Consider the following 22,629-nt stretch of genomic DNA (forward strand, 5'->3'; position numbering starts at 1 on the left):
CTGAAAATATAGAACAATTCCCCATAATTGAACTTATTTTCAGGAAACTTCTGTTATGATTGCATTAAAAATAATAGACAAAATTGAATGAGGCAGCTTAAAATCAGTAAACAGATTACCAACCGGGAGAGTCAGTCTCTTGATAAATACCTTCAAGAGATAGGTAAGGTAGATCTATTGACAGCAGACGAAGAGGTGGTTTTGGCCAAAAGAATCCGTGAAGGGGACCAACTGGCCCTGGAGAAATTAACCAAAGCCAATCTCCGTTTTGTTGTTTCTGTTGCCAAACAATACCAAAACCAGGGATTGTCTCTGGGTGATCTGATCAACGAAGGAAATCTGGGGCTGATCAAAGCCGCTCAACGCTTCGATGAAACCAGGGGATTTAAATTTATTTCCTACGCCGTTTGGTGGATCCGACAGTCCATCCTACAGGCCTTGGCCGAGCAATCGCGAATCGTGCGCTTGCCGCTAAACCGGGTCGGCTCGCTGAACAAAATCAGTAAGACGTTTTCGGAGCTGGAACAAAAGTTTGAACGGGAGCCTTCTCCCGAAGAGCTGGCAGAGGTACTTGAAGTTACGGCCGGCGAGGTAGTGGATACCATGAAGATCTCCGGACGACACGTATCCATGGATGCACCGTTTGTTCAGGGAGAAGAAAACAGCCTGTTGGACGTGTTGGAAAACGACGGGGAGACCAAGCCCGACGATGGGTTGATGAACGATTCGCTCAGGAAAGAAGTGCAACGCGCGCTTTCTACCCTCACTCAACGAGAGGCCGATGTGATCACCCTGTACTTCGGGCTGAATGGAGAACATGCCATGACTCTGGAAGAGATTGGTGAAAAATTCAACCTTACCCGTGAGCGGGTTCGGCAGATTAAGGAAAAAGCAATCCGAAGATTGAGACATACCAGCCGTAGCAAAACGCTGAAGCCCTACCTGGGATAAGGCAGCTCCGGTAAAACATGGATATAAAAAGGGCTCTTTGCCCTTTTTTTGTATAAAAAAGAAATTTTATAAGGAAACTTAAACTTTTTTGTATTTATATTTTGTTATCAATCCAACATAGGCTGTGTACAGCATTTAGTTAAAAACCCATTGAACAATGAATCAGGAGATTGAACGTGTAAAAGTGCTTATAATCGGTTCCGGTCCTGCCGGCTATACAGCGGCAATTTATGCTTCCAGAGCAGGCCTGTTACCGGTACTGTATACCGGTGCCCAACCCGGTGGTCAGCTTACCATCACCAATGATGTAGAAAATTACCCGGGTTATCCGGATGGAGTAGTGGGACCTCAGATGATGGAGGATTTCCGAAAGCAGGCCGAACGTTTTGGCACACAGGTTCGGTACGGCGTGGTAACGGCTGTCGATGTGAGCAAGCGACCATTTACTGCCACGATCGACGATAGCAAATCCTTGATTGCCGATACCCTTATCATTTCTACCGGGGCCTCCGCTAAGTGGCTGGGGATTGAGAGCGAAACCCGCTTGAATGGAAAAGGCGTGTCCGCCTGTGCCGTTTGCGATGGGTTCTTTTTTCGTGGAAAAGAAGTAGCCATTGTGGGAGGAGGAGATACCGCATGTGAGGAAGCCAGTTACCTGGCCAATATCTGTAAAAAGGTGTACATGCTCGTACGTCGGGATGAATTACGGGCTTCACAGATCATGCAAAAGCGGGTGATGAACAATCCGAAGATCGAAATATTGTGGAACCACGAAACGGAAGAAATACTAGGTGAAGAGGAAGTGACCGGTGTTCGGGTAAAAAGTAATCAAACTGGCGAGGAAAAGGTATTGGATGTAGAGGCCTTTTTCGTAGCCATCGGGCATCAACCCAACACGGCCATCTTTGAAGGCTTGGTAGACATGGATGCCAATGGATACATACAGACCGTACCGGGAACCACGCGAACCAATATTCCCGGCGTTTTCGCATGCGGGGATGCGCAAGACCACGAATACCGGCAGGCAGTCACGGCGGCAGGAACGGGCTGCATGGCCGCTCTGGATGCCGAAAGGTTTTTGTCTGCGGAAGAATAGTCCGGGTTTTCCATGAGGCAACCCGAACGATGGATTCCTTTGGTGGTTTTTTGTTTGTTGCTGTCTTTCAAAAACCTGGCACAGGAGAAAAAGCGTCGCAATAAAGGCGCTAGTCGGCTTGAGCAGCGAATCATTTCGCCGGATGAGTTACAGATTTTTGATGCCGATAGGTACCGGGAGGACCTTTCGGAACTGACCAATACCCTGATCTTTGAGGAAGGAATCGATTTGAAAAAGCGTCTTTCTCTGGTCAGTGAAGCGACCTCATACGCGATTTGGGCCCCCACTAACATTCTCGTGGAAGTGGCGGAGAAAGTGTTGATAGATAGCATCTGGATTACCGCCCACGAGTATTACGGCTTATGGGATAGCAAAAAGGTGAATAGCTACGATTTCGATCCCAGGGAGTTTACCGATACGCTATCGGTGGTGCTGTACGATCCGTATCTCGGATCCAATTGGAGTGTTCCGGTGGAAAATACCGAAATCAACTCGCCTTTCGGCAGAAGGTGGTACCGCTGGCATCACGGTACCGATTTAAAATTGGCGGTAGGGGATCCAGTCAAGGCTGTATTCGACGGCATTGTGCGCGTTCGATCGTATGAGCGGTACGGGTACGGACATTACGTAGTCATCCGACATCGAAATGGCCTGGAAACGCTCTATGGTCACCTGTCAAAAGTGCATGTAGTGGTAGGGCAGGAAATCCGGGCCGGAGAAATTTTGGGGCTGGGAGGAAATACGGGGAGAAGTACCGGCCCGCACCTGCATTTTGAAGTGCGGTACCGGGGGCTTTCGATCGATCCCACCGAGCTCTTTGATTTTGAAATTGGTCGAATCAAGTCGCCGGTATTTATGCTGACAGCTACAAGTTTTGAACACGAGATCCGATTGCGCGAGGCGATCTACCACCGGGTAAGGTCCGGCGAAAACCTATCGGTAATCGCGCGGAGGTATGGGGTTCGCATGAGTCAGATTACCCGGCTGAATGGCATCAGCACCCGCTCCATTTTACGAATTGGACAGCGATTACAGATACAATAATACGAGACGTTTACGAAACCGATAACGATGAAACTGGATATTTTGGCCATAGCGGCACACCCCGATGACGTGGAGCTTTCCTGCAGCGGCACCCTGGCCGCGCACGTAGCAAAAGGCTACAAAGTGGGTATTTTGGATCTTACGCAGGGTGAAATGGGTACGCGGGGCACTCCTGAACTTCGGCTTCAGGAAGCGGGTAAAGCGGGAGAACTGTTGAACGTGAGCGTACGCGAAAACCTCGGGTTTCGGGACGTTTTTTTTGCTGATGACGAGGAGCATCAGGTGGCCATCGCCCGGGTGTTGCGGGCCTATCGTCCGGAAATCGTGCTGGCCAATGCCGTCAGTGACCGGCATCCGGACCATGGAAAAGGGGGAAGCCTGGCTTCCCATGCCTGCTTCGTGAGTGGATTGCGGAAGCTGGAGACCGAAAAAGACGGAAAGCCGCAGGAAGCCTGGCGACCAAAATACGTGTACCACTACATTCAGAACAATTATATCGAGCCGGACCTGGTAGTCGATATCTCTGACCACTGGCAAGTCAAAATAAACAGCATCCTGGCGTTTCAATCCCAATTTTACAATCCCGATTCCCGGGAGCCGGAGAGTTTTATCTCGCGACCGGACTTTTTGGACTTTATCGAAGCGAGAAGTCGGGAAATGGGCCACAAAATCAACGTGAAATACGGGGAAGGCTTTACCGTGGAGCGCGTACCGGGCATTCGCGATTTGTTTGATTTAGTGTAAACTACCGGGATTGTGTCATTTGACGCAAGAGCGAGGAATGGCTTTCCAAACCCTGGATGTAGTTGAGATTTCCAACGAGCCAGGACAGTGGACATGGTATCGGCTCTTCGTTCCTGATGCATTGAACCAAGCCGGCGTCAACTGCCTGCCGTATGGTCAATCGGTCCGGATACCTAGGGCGCCAACCGTTCCATTTTCCAAAGACCCTCAGTGGGCGAAAGCGTGTAGCGAATCCGGTCATGCAGCCGGGCAGGTCTGCCCTGCCAGAATTCCATGGATTCGGGAACAAGCCGGAAACCACCCCAATGTTCGGGTCGGTTGAGGGGCTCGGTTTGAAATCGCTTTACCGCTGCCGCTAATTCTTTTTCCAGGTAAGCCCGATCGGGAATGACCTGGCTTTGGGGACTGACCCAGGCGCCTACCTGGCTTTCTGGAGGCCGGCTTAGGTAGTAATCGTCCGATTCGGCCCTACTTGCCTTCACTACCTTCCCGGCGACGCGTACCTGCCGTTCCAGTTCCGGCCAGAAGAAAGTCAGCGCAGCAACCGGATGCCTTTCCAGCTGTTTGCCTTTGGTACTGCTGTAATTGGTAAAAAAGACGAACCCCTCTTCCACTCCTTTTAATAGCACAATCCGGCCATCGGGCTTCAGGTCAGCGTCTACCGTGCTCAGGTGCATGGCGGTCGGTTCGTTTGCCTGAGCGCTAATGGCTTCTGAAAGCCACAGCTTGAATTGTTCCAAAGGATCGGTTTTCATCCCCTTAATATCTAACGTTTTAGAGGAATATTCCTTTCTTATGTCCGCGAGTTTCATCTTTTCAATTTTAGCGAGGAAAATCAATTAAAGATTACAAATATATTGTATTTAAAAATTTTTACTTTAAATTAAAGCCTCGTTGTCACTATTTTTAATGCAGCCAGTACCAAACATATCGCCTCAATCCGGGAGTCTGTTGATTTCGGAGCCCTTTCTTCAGGACGAAAATTTCGTTCGCTCGGTGGTATTGCTATGTGAGAACAACGAATTGGGGTCTTTTGGTTTGGTGCTTAACAAACTTTCCATCTTCAAATTGGATGAATTGCTCGATGGCTGTGAGCTACGGGACAAAGAAGTATACGTAGGGGGGCCTGTAGAGCAAAATACCCTGCATTTTATTTATCAGGGCGAACAAGTACTGGTCGATAGCATTTCCGTAGGGGAAAACCTGTGGTGGGGCGGCGACTTCACCGAGTTGATGGAAAAACATAGGCTAGGGATGGTCAATACGGCAGACTTTCGGTTTTTTATCGGTTATTCCGGTTGGGAGAGTGGTCAGTTGAAAGAAGAACTGACGGAAAATACCTGGATCGTCTGTGACAATGCCTATGCCCGTAATATTTTTTTGGCAGAACCGGACGATCTTTGGCGGGTGATATTGAAAAACATGGGTGGCGATTTCCAGGTTTTGGCAAATTATCCCATAGACCCAAGACTTAATTAGCCCAAAATTGCTACTTTTGTTTTGTATGGATTGATTTACTCAGGAATACATTACTATTATGGATAAGGATAAAGAAATGTCCGAAAAATCGGATAAGGTTACTGAAAATTTGGCGGATGGCCAAAAATCAGGTTTGGATGCAACGGAAGTGAAAAAGGAAGAAACCACAGACGAGCCACAAGCAGAGGCGGTACCGGAAGCAAGCGCAGCGGAGCAAGAAACGGCCAAAGCCCCCGAGGTACCGGAGCAGGAAAGCCCGACGACCGGGAGTGTGGAATCTGGTGCGGAAGCCGATCCGGCGGGGGAGAAGCCGGAGCAACCGGAGGCTTCGGAAAGTTCCGAATCTCAGGCAGCGATGCCGCTTGCCTCGGCAACGCCAGAGAAACCCGAAACGAACGCGGAAGCGCCCAACGAGCAATCCCCTGTAGATGCCGCAGAGAAAGCCGAGCCGGAAAAGGCAACGGAAGCAGTAGTGGAGGAGACCGAGGAACATCAGGAGGAGGAGCACGAAGACGAAGTAGATTTTAACCAATACAGTAAGTCCCAATTACTCAAAGCGCTGAAGGAGTTTGCTGCGGAGCAGGACTTCATCAAGCGGGATGCCCTTGTGCAGGAGTTAAAAAACCATTACGAGGAATACTACGCAAAAGAAAAGGAGCAGGCCCTGCAGCAGTTTGTCCGGGACGGGGGAGAAGAAGAGGGCTTTGAGTTTCGTGGTTCGGACGAGGACCGGGAATTTTTCGCCACCTACCAGCAGTTTAAGGATAAAAAACACCAGCAAGTAAAAGACATTGAACGCTCCAAAGAGAAAAATGCGCAGGATAAAAATGCCATTTTGGATCGGTTGAGGAACCTGGTAGACGGGGAGGAGACCACCAATAGCATCGAGACGATCAAAAAGATACAGGACGAGTGGAAAAAGATTGGTCCCGTACCCCATAGCCAAAATAAAAATCTTTGGGCATCGTACAACGCGCTGATGGATCGGTTTTACGACAACCGAAGCATTTATTTTGAGCTGAAGGAGTTGGACCGAAAGAAAAACCTCGAGAGCAAGTTAGAACTTTGTGAAAAGGCAGAGGGATTGGCGGAGATGGAAGACATCAAGGAGGCCATCCGCGTCCTGAACGACCTGCACGAGGAGTTTAAACACATCGGCCCTGTACCCCGGGAAGAGCAGGAAGCCCTGTGGACCCGATTCAAAACCGCCTCCGATGGGGTATACAACAAGCGAAAGGCCTTCTACGACAGTCAGAAGGAAGTATTTAAGGCCAATCAGGAATTAAAGGAGAAGCTGATCGAAAAATTATCCGAATTCAGTACGTTCAAAGCGGAGAAAATCAGGGACTGGAACAGCAAGACCAAGGAAATCCTGCTCCTTCAGAAGGAATGGGAAAGCATCGGTCCGGTCCCCAGGGAATCCGGAAAGGAAATCAATAAAACCTTTTGGGGGCTATTCAAGCAGTTTTTTCAGCACAAAAACCAGTTTTTTAAAGAACTGGACGAGATTCGGAACGAAAACAAGGAAAAAGCAGAGGCCCTCATTACCGAAGCTGAATCCCATAGGGAGAGCACCGATTGGAAAACCACCTCCAATCACCTGATCCAACTGCAGAAAGAATGGAAAGAACTGGGACCTCTTCCGGAAAAGTTTCGGGATAACCTGTACTCCCGCTTTAAAAAGGCCTGCGATACGTTTTTTAACAATCGCCGGGATGCCAACAAGGAGACCAATAAGGGCTTTGAGGAAAACCTGGCCGCCAAAGAGGAGCTGTGTAAGCGCATCGTAGCGGCGGCATCCAATCCCGGAGAAGCGAGTCCGGAAGGATTGGAGTCCCTGATTCAGGAATTTAACGAAATCGGATTTGTTCCCCGCAAAAACATGAAGGACATTCAATCCAAATTCAACGAGGCAGTAACTACCTATCTGGGTACCCTGGACCTGGAAGGCGAGAACAAGGAAGATTTTATGTTTCGCCTCAATCTGAATAAGCTCCAATCCGACCCGAATAGCAACCGGGTATTGAACAAAAAGGAGCACGGAATCCGCAAGCAAATTTCCGATTTGGAAAACAACATTACCCTCTGGCGCAACAACCTGGAGTTTTTTGCTGCATCCAAAACCGCCGATAAGCTGAAAGATCAGTTTGAGGAAAAAATCGACAAGGCCGAGCAGGAAGTGGATAAGCTAAAGAAAAAGCTATCCATTATCCGGGAATTTTAATGGGCTCAATTTGAGTGGACTAGTTATTTTTGTATAAAAATACCTGCGGAAATTTTGATTTACCAGGCGTATAAAATTATATTTGCACTCGCATTTGGCCGTAAACGATTTGTTTGTACTGTCATTGCTGAAAAAAACGCTTTCCGAAGCCTCCTTAGCTCAGCTGGTAGAGCAACTGACTTGTAATCAGTAGGTCGCTGGTTCGATCCCGGCAGGGGGCTCTTGATTATCAGGCACTTATAAGAGATACCTTGTAAGTGCCTTTTTTATTTGCCCACCATTTGCACAAAAAGGGTTCTTAGCGGTTGTCTTACCAACTTGGGATCAAGCAATATCCAGCCAACAACATCCTCCCATCCTCCATCAAAAGGGTTTTATGGGGTTTTTTCTTTTCAGGATTTCCCGATCAGGGGATAAGCATGGTACCTGGGGGGCAGGCACCGCAGGCGGACCGTTGAAAGCAATGGAGAGGTGGTTTGTTTCTCCTGATTGGGAAGTGGTGGCAAAGGGAACGCATATGACAAGGTAATTCGACGCTTTTTAAGAGTACTGTTAATCTGCAGGTATATAAGTCACCCTGGATACTGTTGCTTGTATTGGCACAAATGGTACGTAGTACTTTTGCGGCAGTCACTCTGGAGACAGATTGGTTTCATGTCCACAAAAAAACGTTTACAATACGGTGCAGGAATGCAGATAGCTTACCGTTGAACCAAAAAAATCGCAATTACGGTGGTGCTGCCTGTACTTAAAAGGACTGCGTAGGGGATTTACAGCCGTATTCTGTAAGTTTCCAATAAAAAAGAAGTATCTCCGCTTGATTCCTTATCCGAAACCCTTAATTTGTTCAATAAAAACCGAATGTCGGGTGGGCAGATAGCACGGATACACGCAATTCCCTTCCAAAAAATTGCTTTATACAGATGTTGGAGCACATTACAGTAGAGGTTAATTAGCACTTCATCATTCGAGTTCGTAACTTTATCACATGAATTTAGACACATCGAATCGTACATATCGTCAACTTGTAGGGAACGGTCTTATTTATTCTGTCCCAAGATTCCAGAGAGATTACAGTTGGACCCCGACCGAGTGGGATGATCTCTGGCAAGATATAGAAGGGCTTTTCGAAGATGGAGGTGAAGAAGAGCACTATATGGGATATCTCGTCTTGCAATCCAGGGATAGTAAAAACTTCGATGTAATTGATGGCCAACAAAGACTCACCACTTTGAGTATACTTGTTTTGGCATTTTTAGGTAACCTTCAAAAACTCATAGATGATGGATTAGAACCTGAAAAAAATCAGAAGCGACTTGAACAACTGCGTAGTACTTTCATAGCCTATTTGGATCCCGTTACTTTGATTCCTAAAAGCAAGCTTAACCTTAATAGAAATAATAATAATTTATATCAAACGTACTTAGTACCACTTGAAACGGCCCCGAAAAGAAATCTAAAGGCAACTGAACACTTAATGAGAAAGGCCTATGATTGGTTTTTCAATGCTGTCCGACAAAGATTTTCTGCTAACAGAAGAGGAGATGCTTTTGCTCAATATATTGACTCTCTGTCTGATAAATTATTTTTTACGGTAATTACGGTAAATGATGAATTGAATGCATATAAAGTTTTTGAAACGCTAAATGCAAGAGGGGTTAAGCTTTCATCAACTGATCTATTAAAAAACTATTTGTTTGCGGTGGTTCACAATCATGGTGCTGATGAACGGGAAATGATGGAACTAGATAATCGTTGGGAAAGACTAGTAGGCTTAATTGGCAGTGAAAGCCTGCCTGACTTTTTGCGCGCTTATTGGAATAGCAAAAATAAGTTCGTAAGACACTCTGAACTTTTTAAGCGTATTCGAGAAAGTATCACATCAAAGGGAGGTGTTTTCAGCTTAATGCGAGACCTTGAAGGCAATGCTCACATTTTTGCCGCTTTGCCAAGTAGTGAAGACTCACTCTGGAACAATGAACAAAAAAAGTACATCAAGACATTACGGATGTTTAATGTGCGCCAGCTTTACCCCCTTCTTTTGTCGGCATATAACAAATTCTCTGAAGGAGATTTTACTACTCTTCTCAGAACTTGTTGTGTTATTTCATTCAGATACAATATAATAGGAAACCTAGCTACCAACGAACAAGAAAGAGTTTATAATAGGTTAGCAGTTGAACTATCGAGCAATACAATAAGTACTTTACAAGATTTAATTACCGCTCTTTCAACTTTGTATGTATCGGATGATAAATTCAAAGGCGATTTTTCTGAAAAGGAAATGAGGACTACTCAAGCTAGAAATAAAAGAGTTGTTAGATATATACTTTTTGAAATAGAAAGACATATTTCAAATAATGCTTATGACTTCGAGAGCGATTCATACAATTTGGAACATATAATGCCAGAGTCTATTCAAGAAGGCTGGGATCATATACAAGATAGAGATCATGACCAATTTGTATACAGGCTAGGAAACATGACTTTGCTTAATAAAAGTGTCAATCGAGACCTTGGAAATTCTGATTTCGAAATGAAAAAGGAGAAATATCGTGAGAGTGAATTTTCTTTGACTCAAAGGGTTGCAAATGAAAATAGTGAATGGAACCCAGAAAGGATATCGGAACATCAACAATGGATGGCGAGACAAGCAACTGCCATTTGGCGTATTACGCAGCTTAATTGACGTGCTCCGATCGTGTAGAAGGCCTTGCCAGATTCCTCCTACGGGGAGCGTCTCTCACAACCGGAGTGCGACAAGAATTCGCTTAGAGGAGTTGGTTCCAAACAATTTTACAGTAGCTGTACAAGATAGAAGTTTAAAATCCTTGAATTCCATTAGACATGGTTACTTCCTTTGTTTTCGCGTTCGATCCCACCAGACATAGCCGATAAAGCCCAGGAGACTGGCGATACCGATCCAGACCAGGCCGGTTTTGAGGCGCTCGCTATTTTCTCCCAAAAAGGCCGTCAACAGGGTCAGCGGAGCGATTCCCAGCAGGGTACTGCCAATAAACCGCCAGTAGCCCATGCGCAACATACCCGCAATGATGCTGATGGCATCGTTCGATAAAAAGGGAGAAATCCGCGTGACTATCACCGCCCAAAAGCCGTAGTTTTCCAGGAAATCCGATACCTTTTTTTCTGTTTTTTTACCCAGAATTCGGTCCGTAACCGGCGTGCCAAATCTAAAACCAAGCCCATACCCAATGGTAGATGCCGTAAAAATTGCCAGGAAAATAATACCGGACCCGGCCCAGGGACCGTACGCCAGGACCGCTACCACCATCAGAAGAAAGGAGGGAACCACAAATAGAAACATCTGCAAAGTCATGGCACCAACGATGACCAGCGGCCCCCAGTAGTCAAATTGATCCACCCAATTGGAGATTTTCTTCTCGTTGTTGCTGCGAAGCACCTCCCAGGCCTCTGAAAAAAATTCCCGAACCGAATCGTTTAGGAAATAAAGAGCGATTAGCGTTCCGAAAAAAATACTGGAAAGAATATAGGGCCAAACAGCCGCTTTATTTTTGGACATGCATCAGGGATTAACGATAAAAACAGTTTATGGAATAGCATAGATTGTACCGAAAGTACTCATTTTAAGAAAAAAAAAGGAAGATTTCTGCGAGCATGCCTGCCGGCCCGGATTTATTTGCTTTTCCCACTTATTGCCTTTTGTTATTTCCGGAAGCTTATTTTTTCCAGCCAGGCCATTGCAGATTTTTATTATCCCCCAAAGATGGCTATTTTTCGATTACTTGTAGAAATACCGCCTTTACGGAAATCCGGTATAGGTTCGCCTTATTTGCGGAACGATCGTATGAGCCAAGTTAATTTTATTCTGTCAAGAAGTAACTCCCTATGATAGCGCGTAACCATGTTGGTTGGACAGTCTATGGCTGCCTGACGTTTTTTCTTTTCGGGTTCCAAAGCTTGGCTATTGGCAGTGGAGGACCCGGGATACCCCAAACGGTAAACCCCAATGCCTTTGAAGGAACGGACACCGAGCGCATTATCCAGGCCATAGAAACGGCCAAAACAAGTACCCATGTGGTGCGGATTCCTAAGGAAAATGCCAATGGAACTTCCGTATGGATGATTGATAGTGCCCTGTTGTTGCCCAGCAATATGACGCTCATATTGGACAATTGCACCTTACAACTCTCGGATACAAGCAGGGACAACCTGTTCCGTTCGGACAATGTAGGGGAAGGCATACCTGACCCGGTTTGGAACGAAAACATACGAATTTACGGAATTGGAAATGCGGTATTGAAAGGTGCGGACAATCCCCGGGCAACGGGTGACGGTGCCAGGACGCTAAGCCTGAATCCACAAGCAGAGCAGGAAAAAGGAAATTGGCGGGTAAGTTACGGAAGTGATGCCGGAAAACCTGGTTTGAAGCAAACCGGTGACTGGCGGAACATCATGGTGTTGATCGGATACGTCCGGGACTTCAGCCTAAAAAATGTTCGTTTTGAAAATGCCCATGGCTGGACCGTTAGTTTTGAGCGAACGGTGGGAATAGACCTATCCGATGTGACTATTTTTAACGAAGAGTTTGTGACCGTGGATGGGAAGCAATGGATGACGGCGAATAAGGACGGGATTAACCTGAGACAGGGTTGTAAAAACGTTCGGATCGATCATGTCTCCGGTGTAACAGGAGATGATTTTATAGCGCTTTCTAATTTGGATACCGCCCCGGATATTCCCAAGAAAAATGGAGATATCAATGGGAGTATGGTGACAGCCAGTCGCTGGTTCGGACCGGAAGACGATATCGAGCAAGTGGTGATTACGAATATCTCCTGTGAAAACCGGTACCGTGCGGTTGCGATACGGGGCAGCGACCGGGCAGGAATCCACCATATCTACATTAGCGGGGTGATTTTCAGAGCCAGGGAGGATCGATATGAAGCCCTGCTGATTGGTGGGAGGGGCTATGGAGAAGAATCGCTACCGGGTAAAATTCATACCATTCAGGCCATGAACATCATGGGAAATGGCCAATCCCTGGTAAGGATACAGGCAAAAGTAGCCAACTGTCATTTTTTAAATGGCATGTATACCGGGGTAAATGAGCGCGCCACTATATATGAGGTTGACCCTCGGGAGACCAGCAATGTGACCGAAAACTCGTGGTTAAAGGTCAAGTGAGCATTTTTTTTCGAACCGGTGGCTTAACGAAGGATGGTATGGAATTGATACGGGGAGCGATCTCCATTTCGGGTCGAGCGCCCCTTCCCCTTGCTTGTTTTGTTGGGAAAGGATGAATACATTTAGAAGATCCAACATAAGCAGTTATCAAATGAATGTGAAATCAAAGACAACGGTGGTATTATCGAACAGTTTTGTTTTATTGCTAGTCGGCTGTTTTTTAGGTCTGACTCATCTGGCTTTGGCGCAAAACCCCTCCCTTTTGGAGGTAAACCCACCCGAAGGGCCATCAGACGATCAGGTCAGCGCGGTTGTACATGTGCGCCTGATAGATGGCCTGGGAGGGCCGCCACTGGAAAATGCGGTCGTGCTGATCCAAGGCAACCGTATCCTGCAAGCTGGCCCAGCCAATCAGGTAACCGTTCCGGAAGGAGCGGAAATCACCGACGGCACCGGCATGACTCTGCTTCCGGGTCTGATCGATTCCCATTTGCACAATGTCAATAACAACAAGGCATTGCATGCCATCCTTACCAATGGGGTGACGACTGTCCGGGATCCGGGTCATCCGTTTCGGTTTTACCAGTCCCTGTATTTTGCTAAGGCAAAAATGCCCCGAGTCTACCTGACCGGAGCCCATTTGGACGGCTATCCGGGGGTTTACCGGGATCAGGCCTCGCTGATACGGGGCACCGATCATATCCGAACGTTGATTCGGGATTACGTGACAGAGGGAGGGTCGGGTATTAAAATTTATTTCCGCCTTCCTTTGAAGTATTACGAAACGGTGCTTCAGACGGCTGATTTTTACCATATCCCCGTAGTGGCACATTTGGAGCTCGTGGATGCGGACGACGCGATTCGGGCCGGGCTTCAGGGGATCGAGCACGTCACCTCCTACGGTACCTCCCTGGCCGACCCGGAGGATGCCAGAGAATTCCGGGAGGCCGTTGAGGCAGACAATAATTACCGCAGAGACGGCAGGTACCTGCTTTGGTCGAAGATCGATTTGTCCGCTGATCGCGTGAGCGAGGTACTGGACCTGGCCGTTAAGCACGAGGCGGTATTATCTCCCACGCTCACCACCTTCGAAAGGCAAAGCGGGGACGAGGAATACCAGGCCAAAGGCTTTAAGAACATGCTGGATTTCGTAGGAATGGCGCATCAAGCCGGGGTCACCATTGTGACCGGCTCCCACAATTCCGGCAAATACGCCCAACGGGGGCTTGCCTACCAACGGGAGATGGAGTTATTGGTTGCAGCCGGCATGACGCCGCTGGAGGCCATTTCGAGCAGCACCATCCATAACGCCCGTTATTTCCGCACCCAGGACCGCCTGGGCAGTATTGAACCCGGCAAACTTGCTGATCTGATTCTGGTGGAAGGGGATCCGTCCGTGGATATCAAAGCCATGTACGCCATCAAAAAAGTCATGCTCAACGGGGAATGGGTGGATCGAGAGGAAGTGGTGGAGTAGGAGAGAGGAGTTCGGTGCCACGAAGCACCCGCTTTTGCGAGGGAGGGTGCAGGCTTGGAAGTTTTTTCTGGGGACGTGTATTTTGCCTATCTTGTTTGAATGAAATTATCATGAAATTGGATGCTGAATTAGAAAGATCGATAAAAGGTTTGAGGTTGAAAATCAATACTTTTTTCGTTTTTGCTATTGTATTTGCGGTGGCAGCATTAGGTGTTTACGCAGGTTTCTTGTTTTTTCCTACTGAGGTCGACGATTTCTTTTCCGGAGATGGTACCGATATCGTGAATGGTATTACCGTGCTATTCGCTTCACTTTCCGGTGTCCTTTTTGTCTACATCGCTTTCCTGGGCCAGCAGTGGCAGCTGATCTACCAGCAGCAGGAGATCCGGGATAACCGAACGGAAATGAAGGCCTCTACCGCTGAACTTAAAATCCAGGCCAAAGCACTAACGGAGCAAATCAATAAAATGGACCGCGACTTCGTCCACCAAAATTTCTTTCGCATCCTGGAGCAGCATTTTAAGACAAGGGATCGTGTTGAGTTTTCAGGAAGGACAGGAGAAGAAGCTTTTATATTCTTCTTTAAAAGGTTAGTTAGATGGGTAAACGATAAAGGTGGCTGGGATCGAGATATTGATGACCAATTTTTAATGAAAAATGGCTACGAATGGTATCCGAAACGTCCCGAATTAGGACTAATTGGAGATATTGATAATACCAAGCTCAAACCTACCCAAGACCCAAAGCATGATTTAAATAAGTTTGAGGTTGGTTTCATACTTCGTGCAATTTTAAGTGAATATGGACTTGGGAAGTACCTCAGGTCTTGTTATTTTCTCCTGGAATACATAAAGGAAAACGACCAGGAACATGATCTTTCCAACTATCTCAATGCAGTCGAAGCCGGAATGGACCAGAATGAGCGGGTATTTTTATTGTACCAATTAATAAACCAGTTTGATGTGGATGGGTACAAGGAGTTGAAAGATTGGCTTATTGAAAAGCGGTTTTTGGCCTCTGTACAACCCAAACATCTTTTGGATCCGAGACATATGGAATGGATTTATCCTACCGAAAGAAACCCGGAATACAAAAAATAGTCAACCCCCACCCTTAATCCTCAATCTCCGTCAATCTGACCCCTGAGGCAACGCCGAAGGGCCATCAATCTCCCGTCAATCTTTTTCCTTCAATCCATCCCCACTTCAGGCCTTCGAAGAGCGCAGTCACCCCACATCCTTCAATCATCTATCGCATACCGATTGGCTTGTCCCGATTGAGCACTTTCCCCTCTTTTTTCGTGACGATTTGGCTTTTTTTTCCTAGCTTAAACGCCGGCAAGGCTGCTGGAAGCTTCATTGCCCTTTCCGACTCGATTCGAGGCGCGATGGGGGTAGTTGCTGGCAGTTCCATTCCATCTCCGGATAGCGGATTTAGTAGAACCGGAAAGGCTCGTTTCGCCAGATGAGGAAATCAAGGTCCTATTACATCCTTTTACCCGTACCACTAAATACCAGACAAAATGAAAGCATTCTTTTCACTCCTTTTACTACTGACATCACTCCACTTATCGCAGGCCCAGGATAGGTTGTCGGGCAAGGCCTTTGCCACCCGGTCGGAAGTACTGGCCCGGAATGGAATGGCAGCCACCAACCACCCGCTTGCCACCCAGATTGCCATCGACATACTCAAGCGGGGAGGGACAGCCGTGGATGCAGCCATTGCAGCGAACGCTTTTTTGGGATTTGCCGATCCGGGAAACAACGGCATTGGGGGTGACTTATTTGCCATTGTCTGGGATGCGAAAACACAAGACTTGTATGGAATCAACGCCAGCGGAAAGTCACCCGCCAGTTTGTCGGTAGCCAAATTTAAGGCTGAAATCGATGCCGGCAACAGCTACAAGACTGGTGCGCTTTCGGTGACAACGCCGGGTGCGGTGGGCGGCTGGTTTGCCTTGCACGAAAAATTTGGACAGTTGGAATTCGCCGACTTGCTGGAGCCCACCATTCGTTATGCCCGGGAAGGCATTCCCTTTTCTTCCGAAGTATCGGATAATTTTTCGACCGTCAATTTGGGGCCTGGTAATCCATCTTTTAGGGAAACGTACTATACAAGTGAAGGCCGGCTTCCGCGCTTAGGGGAGGTTTTTTCAAATCCAGACCTGGCGAATACCCTGGAAATCATCGCCAAACAGGGGAGGGACGGGTTTTACAGGGGAAAGGTCGCCCAAACCATCGCCGATCAGGTACAAGCGGAAGGTGGCTACCTCAGCACAGAAGATCTGGCAAACAACGCGCCCGAATGGGTGGATCCGGTATCGATCAACTACCGTGGTTACGCTATCTGGGAAATGCCTCCCAACGGTCAGGGAATGGCGGCACTTCAGATGCTGAATATCCTCGAAGGGTTCGACCTGGCAAGCATGGGCTATGGCAGTGCCGCCCATATTCATACCTTTTTAGAAGCCAAAAAGTTGGCCTATGCGGACATGACTACCTACTATGGCGATCCCAACTTTGGTAGCATTCCTATTGATCGGTTGCTGTCCGAAGATTATGCCGTGGAGCGTAGACAATTGATCGATCCCGATCGGGCGGGAAGTTTTACAGAGGGGCTGACCTCCGGTGACCACACGATCTACCTGACGGTAGCGGATGGCGAGGGCACTATGGTTTCGCTGATCCAAAGCAATTCGGCACTTTTTGGTTCCCGGGTGGTGCCGCCTGGCTTGGGCTTTGTGCTGCAAAACCGAGGCGCGGGTTTTATTCTGGAAGAAGGGCACATCAACACCTATGCACCCGGCAAGCGCCCGTTTCATACCATTATTCCGGCATTTGTAACGAAGGACAACCAACCGTTTATGAGTTTTGGCCTGATGGGTGGAGACATGCAAACCCAGGGACACGTGCAGATCATTACGAATATCATCGATTTTAAGATGAACCTGCAGGAAGCCGGGGACGCCCCGCGAATCTATCACCGGGATGAGAACCTCGCCAGTGGCGGCACCTATCTGGAATCCGGCTTTGACTACGAAGTAATCCGTAGCCTGATGGACAAAGGGCATACCTTGCGAATGGGAAAGGGTATCTTTGGAGGTTACCAGGCCATTATGCGTAAAAACGGGGTGTATTACGGGGCTTCCGAATCTAGGAAAGATGGACAAGCGGCGGGGTATTAGTGGTGTAATCCTAAGATTTTTGTACGTAGAATACGGCCACTCCTTATGTATCCATTTCCCTAATTGATCTGCTTGGCTTTTGATACGAGCATGGGTATCCGAAAGGAGTATCAGTCCTGCAGAGAAATCGAATCCCCCATGCTACGATTGAGGGTTCTGATAAATGGCGTATCCGAATCCCGAAGGGATGAAACCTATGATTAACGATCAGCCCATCGGTTAAATCCCGAAGGGATGACAGGATTATAGCAAGGGGACGATTTCCTAATCACCAAAACCCCGGCGGGGTGATATAGCTCCTTTCTGTCTTCTTCGTAACGAAGACCCCTAAAACAATCCCTTTTTTTCTCAACAACGTGAATGTCCCGTCGTCTTTCCCACTCCTTTACTCGTACTTGCTCTTTCCCCATCAAAGCCCACCAGATACGCAATTAATTACCGTAGTGGCGCTGGGCACACGATGATCCTGAACACAGTTTTTGACGGTAAAAGGTGGTCAAATATCTTTGATTTTTACCCAAAGCAAACTATATTGATAAGTATTTGTAGAGGGACCTTGCAATATCACCCCTACGGGGTTTATCGAATAGTTGGTTTTATATTGGCTATAATCCTTACATCCCTTCGGGATTACCTGAAATGAAATTGACGGTAAAAGGAAATTGGTTTTTTCTTGTTACCCTGATTAATCGCTAGGTGACAACCTGCAGATAGGAGCGAGGTGTAAAGCCAAAAGAAAGACATCATCAATACCAAAAATGAATCACCCAATTGGACCGACTTTCCCTGATACGGAAGGAATGACAGGAGTGTAGCGTTGCTAACAAATAGAAATTTAGAGCGGTCACATATACCCTTGTGTTTCAAGGATCGAAAATATTCGTTTATTAGCTCATTATTGTTATTCACAAGTTAATTAATATCAAAAATCATGGCAGGTACCTTCTCTCAAATTTATATCCACTATGTTTTCGCTGTAGAGCGCAGGGAAAATTTGTTAGAAAAGCCCTGGCGTGAGGAAGTATTTAAGTACATAGCAGGTATTATAAAAGGGAAAAAGCAGAAACCGATCATCGTAAATGGAGTATCCGATCACGTCCATGTTTTTGTAGGATTAAAACCAGTGGTCAGCATTTCGGATTTGGTCAGAGACATCAAAAATAATTCCTCTAATTTTATCAACGATCAAAATTTTTTGAAAAGTAAATTTTCCTGGCAAGAAGGATATGGCGCATTTTCCCATTCCCATTCTCAACTGGACACCGTTTATCAATACATAGCAAACCAGGAAAATCACCACAGAAAGAAAACATTTAAAGAAGAATACATTGAGTTTCTTCAAAAATTTGAAATTGAATACCAGGAGAAGTATTTGTTTGAATGGCTGGATTGATGGTATTACCCCTTTCGGGGCTTAAGCTGAATAGGATGTTTATCGGCAATGATTCTTGCATCCTTTCGGGATTGAGGAGATTATGTTACAGGTAAGGTTTTGTCCCATTTCCCTAATTGATCTGCTTGGCTTTTGATACGAGCATGGGTATCCGAAAGGAGTATCAGTCCTGCAGAGAAATCGAATCCCCCATGCTACAATTGAGGGTTCTGATAAATGGCGTATCCGAATCCCGAAGGGATGAAACCTATGATTAACGATCAGCCCATCGGTTAAATCCCGAAGGGATGACAGGATTATAGCAAGGGGACGATTTCTTAATCACCAAAACCCCGGCGGGGTGATATAGCTCCCCACAGTACAGGGGATTAAAAATGGACAAAATAATCGTACAGGAGTTCGCTGCAGCATGGAATAATCAACCCATACATTCAATTCCGAAGGGATGACAAAATGATTTGGAATAAAATGTAATGATTCCAATAAGATTTGCTCCTTTGAATCTCCAAAAGTCAGAAAACTTGTCTGTGAATTGAGCCTGCTCCGCGCGTTCTGCCACAAAAACAGTTTTTCCAACAGCTCAGAGAGAGAGACCCATTCCTACGAAAACTACAAAAAAAAACCGACCCAATGGAGGAAATATCCTCCATTGGGTCGGTACACCGTTGGCCGACCAGGGCTCGAACCTGGACTCTTCTGAACCAAAATCAGACGTGTTGCCAGTTACACCATCGGCCAAAAAAGACAGCGCCTTACGCGCTCTTTTTTAAGTGTCACAAATGTAGCCGAACTTTCTTTTTAATGCAAATCCCGCTCTTAGGAATTTTTTATTTTTCCCATTAATCCACTTGTGCTCAGAAAGAAAGATTCCATAGCCTTCCACCTGCCCCTGCAGCGGCGCACAGTCCCGCCCAAAATACACCTCTTATGCCTCCTTCCCTTCCTTTCGTTTCCCGCTTGCAATTAAATCGATAATTTACCTTATACATTAGCCCTGCCTGCCTTGGCATAATAGAATTTGGCTAGCTCCCGTATTGTGGCCAATTTTCGGTTCAATATTTCGATGCAATACCATCTTCTTTGAAAATTAACCGTCCCATGCCTTTCCGATTACCGTTTTTCCTGCTGCTTGCCTTTGTTTTTACGTCTTTTTCGCTTTTTGGTCAGCAAAAATACACCGGCACCATCGTAGATAGCGATACCAAAGAGCCGCTTTTCGGGGCCTACGTTTTTCTAAAAGACAGTGAAGGCGAAACCCTCAGCTCGTCCTACACCGATTTTGATGGGGTGTTTCAGATCAACAAACCGGGAAAAAACAGTTTTTTGGTGGAAGTGTCCTTTATTGGCTACCAAACCCTGCAAAAAAACGTCAACGCACCTTCAGGAAACGACCTGGGAACCTTTGAACTGCAGAGTGATGGACAGGAGATGGAAGCCTTTGAGCTTTCTGCCGATGCGCTGACCGGGGAAGTTCGGGGAGATACGGTGGCCTTCAACGCCAATGCTTTCAAAACTCGCCCCCAGGCCGACGCCGACGAATTGGTCCGGAAAATGCCCGGTGTGGTCATTCAAAATGGGGTGATCGAAGTTCAGGGGGAAGAAGTAAAGGAAGTGCTGGTCGATGGGCGACCGTTTTTTGGGGACAATCCGGCAGCTGCGCTCAAAAACTTACCCGCGCAAGTGGTATTGAAAATTGAGTTTCTGGACCAGCAGAGCGACGAAGCCCGCCTGACTGGCTTTGACGATGGGGAAACCACCAAAACCATCAACATCATCACCAAGCCGGGCATGCGTGCCGGCAGGTTTGGGAAATTTTACGGAGGCTACGGCACAGACAACAATTATATTGCCGGTGGCAACATGAACTTCTTTAACGGTGCCCGTCGGCTTTCCATCCTGGGATTGACCAACAATATCAACCAACAGAATTTTGGCGAAGACGACCTGGGAAACCTCAATAGTGACGATAGCCGTCGTGGTGGCAACGAACTGGCAGTAGGGGAGTTGCCCGGCATCACCACCACCAATGCGGTAGGCGTCAACTTTTCCGACGAATACCTGGGCGAAAAACTGAAAGTGACGGGTAATTACCTATTCAACGACCGCGACAATGTACTTACCCGAAGCTCTTCCCGGGAATATATCCTGCCCAACGATAGCTTGCAGCTGTACAACGAAGACCGCAACAACCAGACCCGGACCCAAAGCCACCGGATGAGCGCACGCATCGATTACGAAATCGACGAACGGCAGGCCCTTATCCTACGACCACGAATCGGACTGGATTACCGTAAGTCCACCACCATTCGGGATGCATACAATTTGTTTGATGCAGCCACTCCGATCAGCCAGAATCAAAATACCACCGTTTCGGAAAGACAATCCATGAATTTCAGGAACTCTCTGATTTACCGATACAATTTCGCAAAGGAAGGAAGAACCTTGTCTACATACATATATACCAGCACCTACGACAGCGACAGCCAATCGGACCTGGTCGCCGCTAACCGGAATTTCCAGACGGCCAACGTCGATTCCCTGATTCAATTCCGGAACAGCCTGTATTCCAGTCTGTATTACAGTACCGGTGTCAGTTATTTTGAACCCCTGGGAGAGCGTTCACGCTTGCGAATAGAGTACCGGCTTTCCAACAATGCCTCCGATACGGATCAGACGGTAGAGGTTCAGGAACCGGAAACAGACATTATCCGGTTGGACACTGCGCTGACCAACCGTTTTGAAAACCAATACATGACCCAGCGGGGCCGTATCGGATACAGCTATAAATCCGAAAAGGTATCCCTGTACAGCACGGTCAGCTACGAATCGGCATCCATTGATAGCGACCGGCTATTCCCGGGCTTCGAAAATACCCAGCGTACCTTTTCAAACGTGCTGCCAAGACTGGTGGTCAATTACCAGATGGGAGAATACAGCAGTTTGCGGGTGGACTACAATACCGATACCGACGCCCCTTCCATCCGGCAGCTCCAGGATGTCATCAGCAATTCCAATCCCATGCAGATTTCCAATGGGAACCCGGATCTGAAACAGGAATACAGCCACCGTCTATTTACACGGTTTCGCAAGATCAATCCGGAGACCAATCGTTCGTTAATGTTTTTCCTATATGGAAACATCCGGCAAGACTATATCGGAAACGAGACCTTTATCGCACCAAAAGATACACTGATCCAAAACGAGGTGTTGCTGAATCAGGGCGGACAATACACGCGGCCCGTAAACTTGAACAATTACTACGTGGCGCGCTTGTACGGAAGCTATGGGTTTCCGCTAAAATTCATGAAAAGTAACCTGAATATCAATTCTTCCTTCACGGTACGCAACCGGCCAGGGATCATCAATGACCAGGAAAATTTCAATACCAACACCACATTCAGCCAGGGAATCAACCTGAGTAGCAATATCAACGATCGGATTGATTTCAATATCTCTTCCCGAGGGAGCTTCAATACCGTCCGAAGCAGCCTGCAGGAGGATTTGGACAATAATTTTTATACCCACCGGACACGGGCAGACCTGTTTTGGAATTTCGTGGGCGGAATCTTTGTGGGCAGCAGCGTCAATCACCAGGTGTATACGGGACTGGGTGAAGGCTTTGACCGAAGCATTTTTCTGGTCAACCTGGACCTGGGCTACCGCATCCCCCCCAGCAATAAGACCGAAATCAAGCTGACGGTTTTTGACCTGATGAACCAAAATGTCAGCATTGACCGAAACGTGACCGATGTGTTTGTCGAGGACGTCCGTACACAGGTCCTGCGTCAGTTTTTTATGCTGACGGTGACCTACAACCTGCGCCGCTTTGGAGGCTACGACATGGCCCTTTAGAACGTAGGCAACAATTGCC

At 47.2% G+C, this 22,629-nt stretch carries 15 protein-coding genes and 2 tRNA genes; 14 read left to right on the forward strand and 3 right to left on the reverse strand.

Features of this window, described 5'->3' with window-relative positions; genetic code table 11:
• Positions 1 to 87 precede the first annotated feature (87 nt).
• The 4 genes from GCU44_RS01625 to bshB1 all read left to right on the forward strand — a co-directional run bounded on the left by GCU44_RS01625 (position 88) and on the right by bshB1 (position 3,835).
• Positions 88 to 951, forward strand: coding sequence for a sigma-70 family RNA polymerase sigma factor (locus GCU44_RS01625; RefSeq protein WP_010853621.1), 864 nt, complete (start codon positions 88 to 90; stop codon positions 949 to 951).
• A gap of 157 nt (positions 952 to 1,108) precedes the next feature.
• Positions 1,109 to 2,047: a thioredoxin-disulfide reductase gene (gene trxB, locus GCU44_RS01630; RefSeq protein ID WP_154852899.1), complete on the forward strand. Its 939-nt coding sequence runs from the start codon at positions 1,109 to 1,111 to the stop codon at positions 2,045 to 2,047.
• A 12-nt stretch (positions 2,048 to 2,059) separates the two neighbouring features.
• Complete coding sequence (locus GCU44_RS01635) at positions 2,060 to 3,091, forward strand: M23 family metallopeptidase (RefSeq protein ID WP_154852902.1); 1,032 nt, start codon at positions 2,060 to 2,062, stop codon at positions 3,089 to 3,091.
• A 27-nt stretch (positions 3,092 to 3,118) separates the two neighbouring features.
• Positions 3,119 to 3,835 carry a bacillithiol biosynthesis deacetylase BshB1 gene (gene bshB1, locus GCU44_RS01640; RefSeq protein WP_092175312.1) on the forward strand — a complete coding sequence of 239 codons (717 nt, stop codon included), beginning with the start codon at positions 3,119 to 3,121 and terminating at the stop codon, positions 3,833 to 3,835.
• 173 nt (positions 3,836 to 4,008) lie between these two features.
• On the opposite strand, the gene pdxH is transcribed toward bshB1, so the two are convergent.
• Positions 4,009 to 4,647: a pyridoxamine 5'-phosphate oxidase gene (gene pdxH, locus GCU44_RS01645; protein ID WP_154852905.1), complete on the reverse strand. Its 639-nt coding sequence runs from the start codon at positions 4,645 to 4,647 to the stop codon at positions 4,009 to 4,011.
• 97 nt (positions 4,648 to 4,744) lie between these two features.
• Between pdxH and GCU44_RS01650 the strand changes: the two genes are divergently transcribed.
• The 4 genes from GCU44_RS01650 (at position 4,745) to GCU44_RS01665 (ending at position 10,227) form a co-directional block, all read left to right on the forward strand.
• Entirely contained in the window at positions 4,745 to 5,314 is a 570-nt protein-coding gene (locus GCU44_RS01650) for a YqgE/AlgH family protein (protein WP_154853406.1), read from the forward strand.
• Between the two features lie 58 nt (positions 5,315 to 5,372).
• On the forward strand, positions 5,373 to 7,538 hold the full coding sequence (locus tag GCU44_RS01655; RefSeq protein ID WP_154852909.1) for a DUF349 domain-containing protein: 2,166 nt from the start codon (positions 5,373 to 5,375) through the stop codon (positions 7,536 to 7,538).
• 148 nt (positions 7,539 to 7,686) lie between these two features.
• Positions 7,687 to 7,759 (forward strand) — tRNA-Thr (locus GCU44_RS01660).
• A gap of 767 nt (positions 7,760 to 8,526) precedes the next feature.
• The gene (locus tag GCU44_RS01665) at positions 8,527 to 10,227 is read left to right on the forward strand and encodes a DUF262 domain-containing protein (RefSeq protein WP_154852912.1); all 1,701 of its coding nucleotides are present in this window, start codon (positions 8,527 to 8,529) and stop codon (positions 10,225 to 10,227) included.
• Positions 10,228 to 10,389: 162 nt separating this feature from the next.
• On the opposite strand, the gene GCU44_RS01670 is transcribed toward GCU44_RS01665, so the two are convergent.
• Positions 10,390 to 11,079, reverse strand: coding sequence for a TVP38/TMEM64 family protein (locus GCU44_RS01670; RefSeq protein WP_154852915.1), 690 nt, complete (start codon positions 11,077 to 11,079; stop codon positions 10,390 to 10,392).
• A 326-nt stretch (positions 11,080 to 11,405) separates the two neighbouring features.
• Between GCU44_RS01670 and GCU44_RS01675 the strand changes: the two genes are divergently transcribed.
• From GCU44_RS01675 to tnpA, 5 genes are all read left to right on the forward strand, one after another.
• Positions 11,406 to 12,704 (forward strand): glycoside hydrolase family protein, encoded by a 1,299-nt coding sequence (locus GCU44_RS01675; protein ID WP_154852918.1) that lies wholly within the window; start codon positions 11,406 to 11,408, stop codon positions 12,702 to 12,704.
• A 175-nt stretch (positions 12,705 to 12,879) separates the two neighbouring features.
• Entirely contained in the window at positions 12,880 to 14,181 is a 1,302-nt protein-coding gene (locus GCU44_RS01680; protein ID WP_206670796.1) for an amidohydrolase family protein, read from the forward strand.
• A 404-nt stretch (positions 14,182 to 14,585) separates the two neighbouring features.
• Positions 14,586 to 15,281, forward strand: a complete 696-nt coding sequence (locus tag GCU44_RS22985) for a putative phage abortive infection protein (RefSeq protein ID WP_161993880.1) — start codon at positions 14,586 to 14,588, stop codon at positions 15,279 to 15,281.
• A gap of 422 nt (positions 15,282 to 15,703) precedes the next feature.
• Entirely contained in the window at positions 15,704 to 17,365 is a 1,662-nt protein-coding gene (gene ggt / locus GCU44_RS01690) for a gamma-glutamyltransferase (protein WP_154852927.1), read from the forward strand.
• Between the two features lie 931 nt (positions 17,366 to 18,296).
• A complete protein-coding gene (gene tnpA / locus GCU44_RS01695; protein ID WP_154852930.1) occupies positions 18,297 to 18,758 on the forward strand; it encodes an IS200/IS605 family transposase in 462 nt (153 codons plus the stop codon).
• A gap of 665 nt (positions 18,759 to 19,423) precedes the next feature.
• Here tnpA and GCU44_RS01700 read toward each other — a convergent pair.
• A tRNA-Gln gene (locus tag GCU44_RS01700) sits at positions 19,424 to 19,496 on the reverse strand.
• Between the two features lie 360 nt (positions 19,497 to 19,856).
• Here GCU44_RS01700 and GCU44_RS01705 point away from each other — a divergent pair.
• Positions 19,857 to 22,610 carry a TonB-dependent receptor gene (locus tag GCU44_RS01705; protein ID WP_154852933.1) on the forward strand — a complete coding sequence of 918 codons (2,754 nt, stop codon included), beginning with the start codon at positions 19,857 to 19,859 and terminating at the stop codon, positions 22,608 to 22,610.
• Positions 22,611 to 22,629: the final 19 nt, after the last annotated feature.

This window comes from Cyclobacterium xiamenense (assembly GCF_009467825.1).
Classification (GTDB): Bacteria; Bacteroidota; Bacteroidia; order Cytophagales; family Cyclobacteriaceae; genus Cyclobacterium; species Cyclobacterium xiamenense.

Bases quoted from the DNA above. Each gene is read 5' to 3' on its own strand.
- GCU44_RS01625 (WP_010853621.1), top strand. From the start codon at position 88: ATGAGGCAGCTTAAAATCAGTAAACAGATTACCAACCGGGAGAGTCAG.
- trxB (WP_154852899.1), top strand. From the start codon at position 1,109: ATGAATCAGGAGATTGAACGTGTAAAAGTGCTTATAATCGGTTCCGGT.
- GCU44_RS01635 (WP_154852902.1), top strand. From the start codon at position 2,060: ATGAGGCAACCCGAACGATGGATTCCTTTGGTGGTTTTTTGTTTGTTG.
- bshB1 (WP_092175312.1), top strand. From the start codon at position 3,119: ATGAAACTGGATATTTTGGCCATAGCGGCACACCCCGATGACGTGGAG.
- pdxH (WP_154852905.1), bottom strand. From the start codon at position 4,647: ATGAAACTCGCGGACATAAGAAAGGAATATTCCTCTAAAACGTTAGAT.
- GCU44_RS01650 (WP_154853406.1), top strand. From the start codon at position 4,745: ATGCAGCCAGTACCAAACATATCGCCTCAATCCGGGAGTCTGTTGATT.
- GCU44_RS01655 (WP_154852909.1), top strand. From the start codon at position 5,373: ATGGATAAGGATAAAGAAATGTCCGAAAAATCGGATAAGGTTACTGAA.
- GCU44_RS01665 (WP_154852912.1), top strand. From the start codon at position 8,527: ATGAATTTAGACACATCGAATCGTACATATCGTCAACTTGTAGGGAAC.
- GCU44_RS01670 (WP_154852915.1), bottom strand. From the start codon at position 11,079: ATGTCCAAAAATAAAGCGGCTGTTTGGCCCTATATTCTTTCCAGTATT.
- GCU44_RS01675 (WP_154852918.1), top strand. From the start codon at position 11,406: ATGATAGCGCGTAACCATGTTGGTTGGACAGTCTATGGCTGCCTGACG.
- GCU44_RS22985 (WP_161993880.1), top strand. From the start codon at position 14,586: ATGAAGGCCTCTACCGCTGAACTTAAAATCCAGGCCAAAGCACTAACG.
- ggt (WP_154852927.1), top strand. From the start codon at position 15,704: ATGAAAGCATTCTTTTCACTCCTTTTACTACTGACATCACTCCACTTA.
- tnpA (WP_154852930.1), top strand. From the start codon at position 18,297: ATGGCAGGTACCTTCTCTCAAATTTATATCCACTATGTTTTCGCTGTA.
- GCU44_RS01705 (WP_154852933.1), top strand. From the start codon at position 19,857: ATGCCTTTCCGATTACCGTTTTTCCTGCTGCTTGCCTTTGTTTTTACG.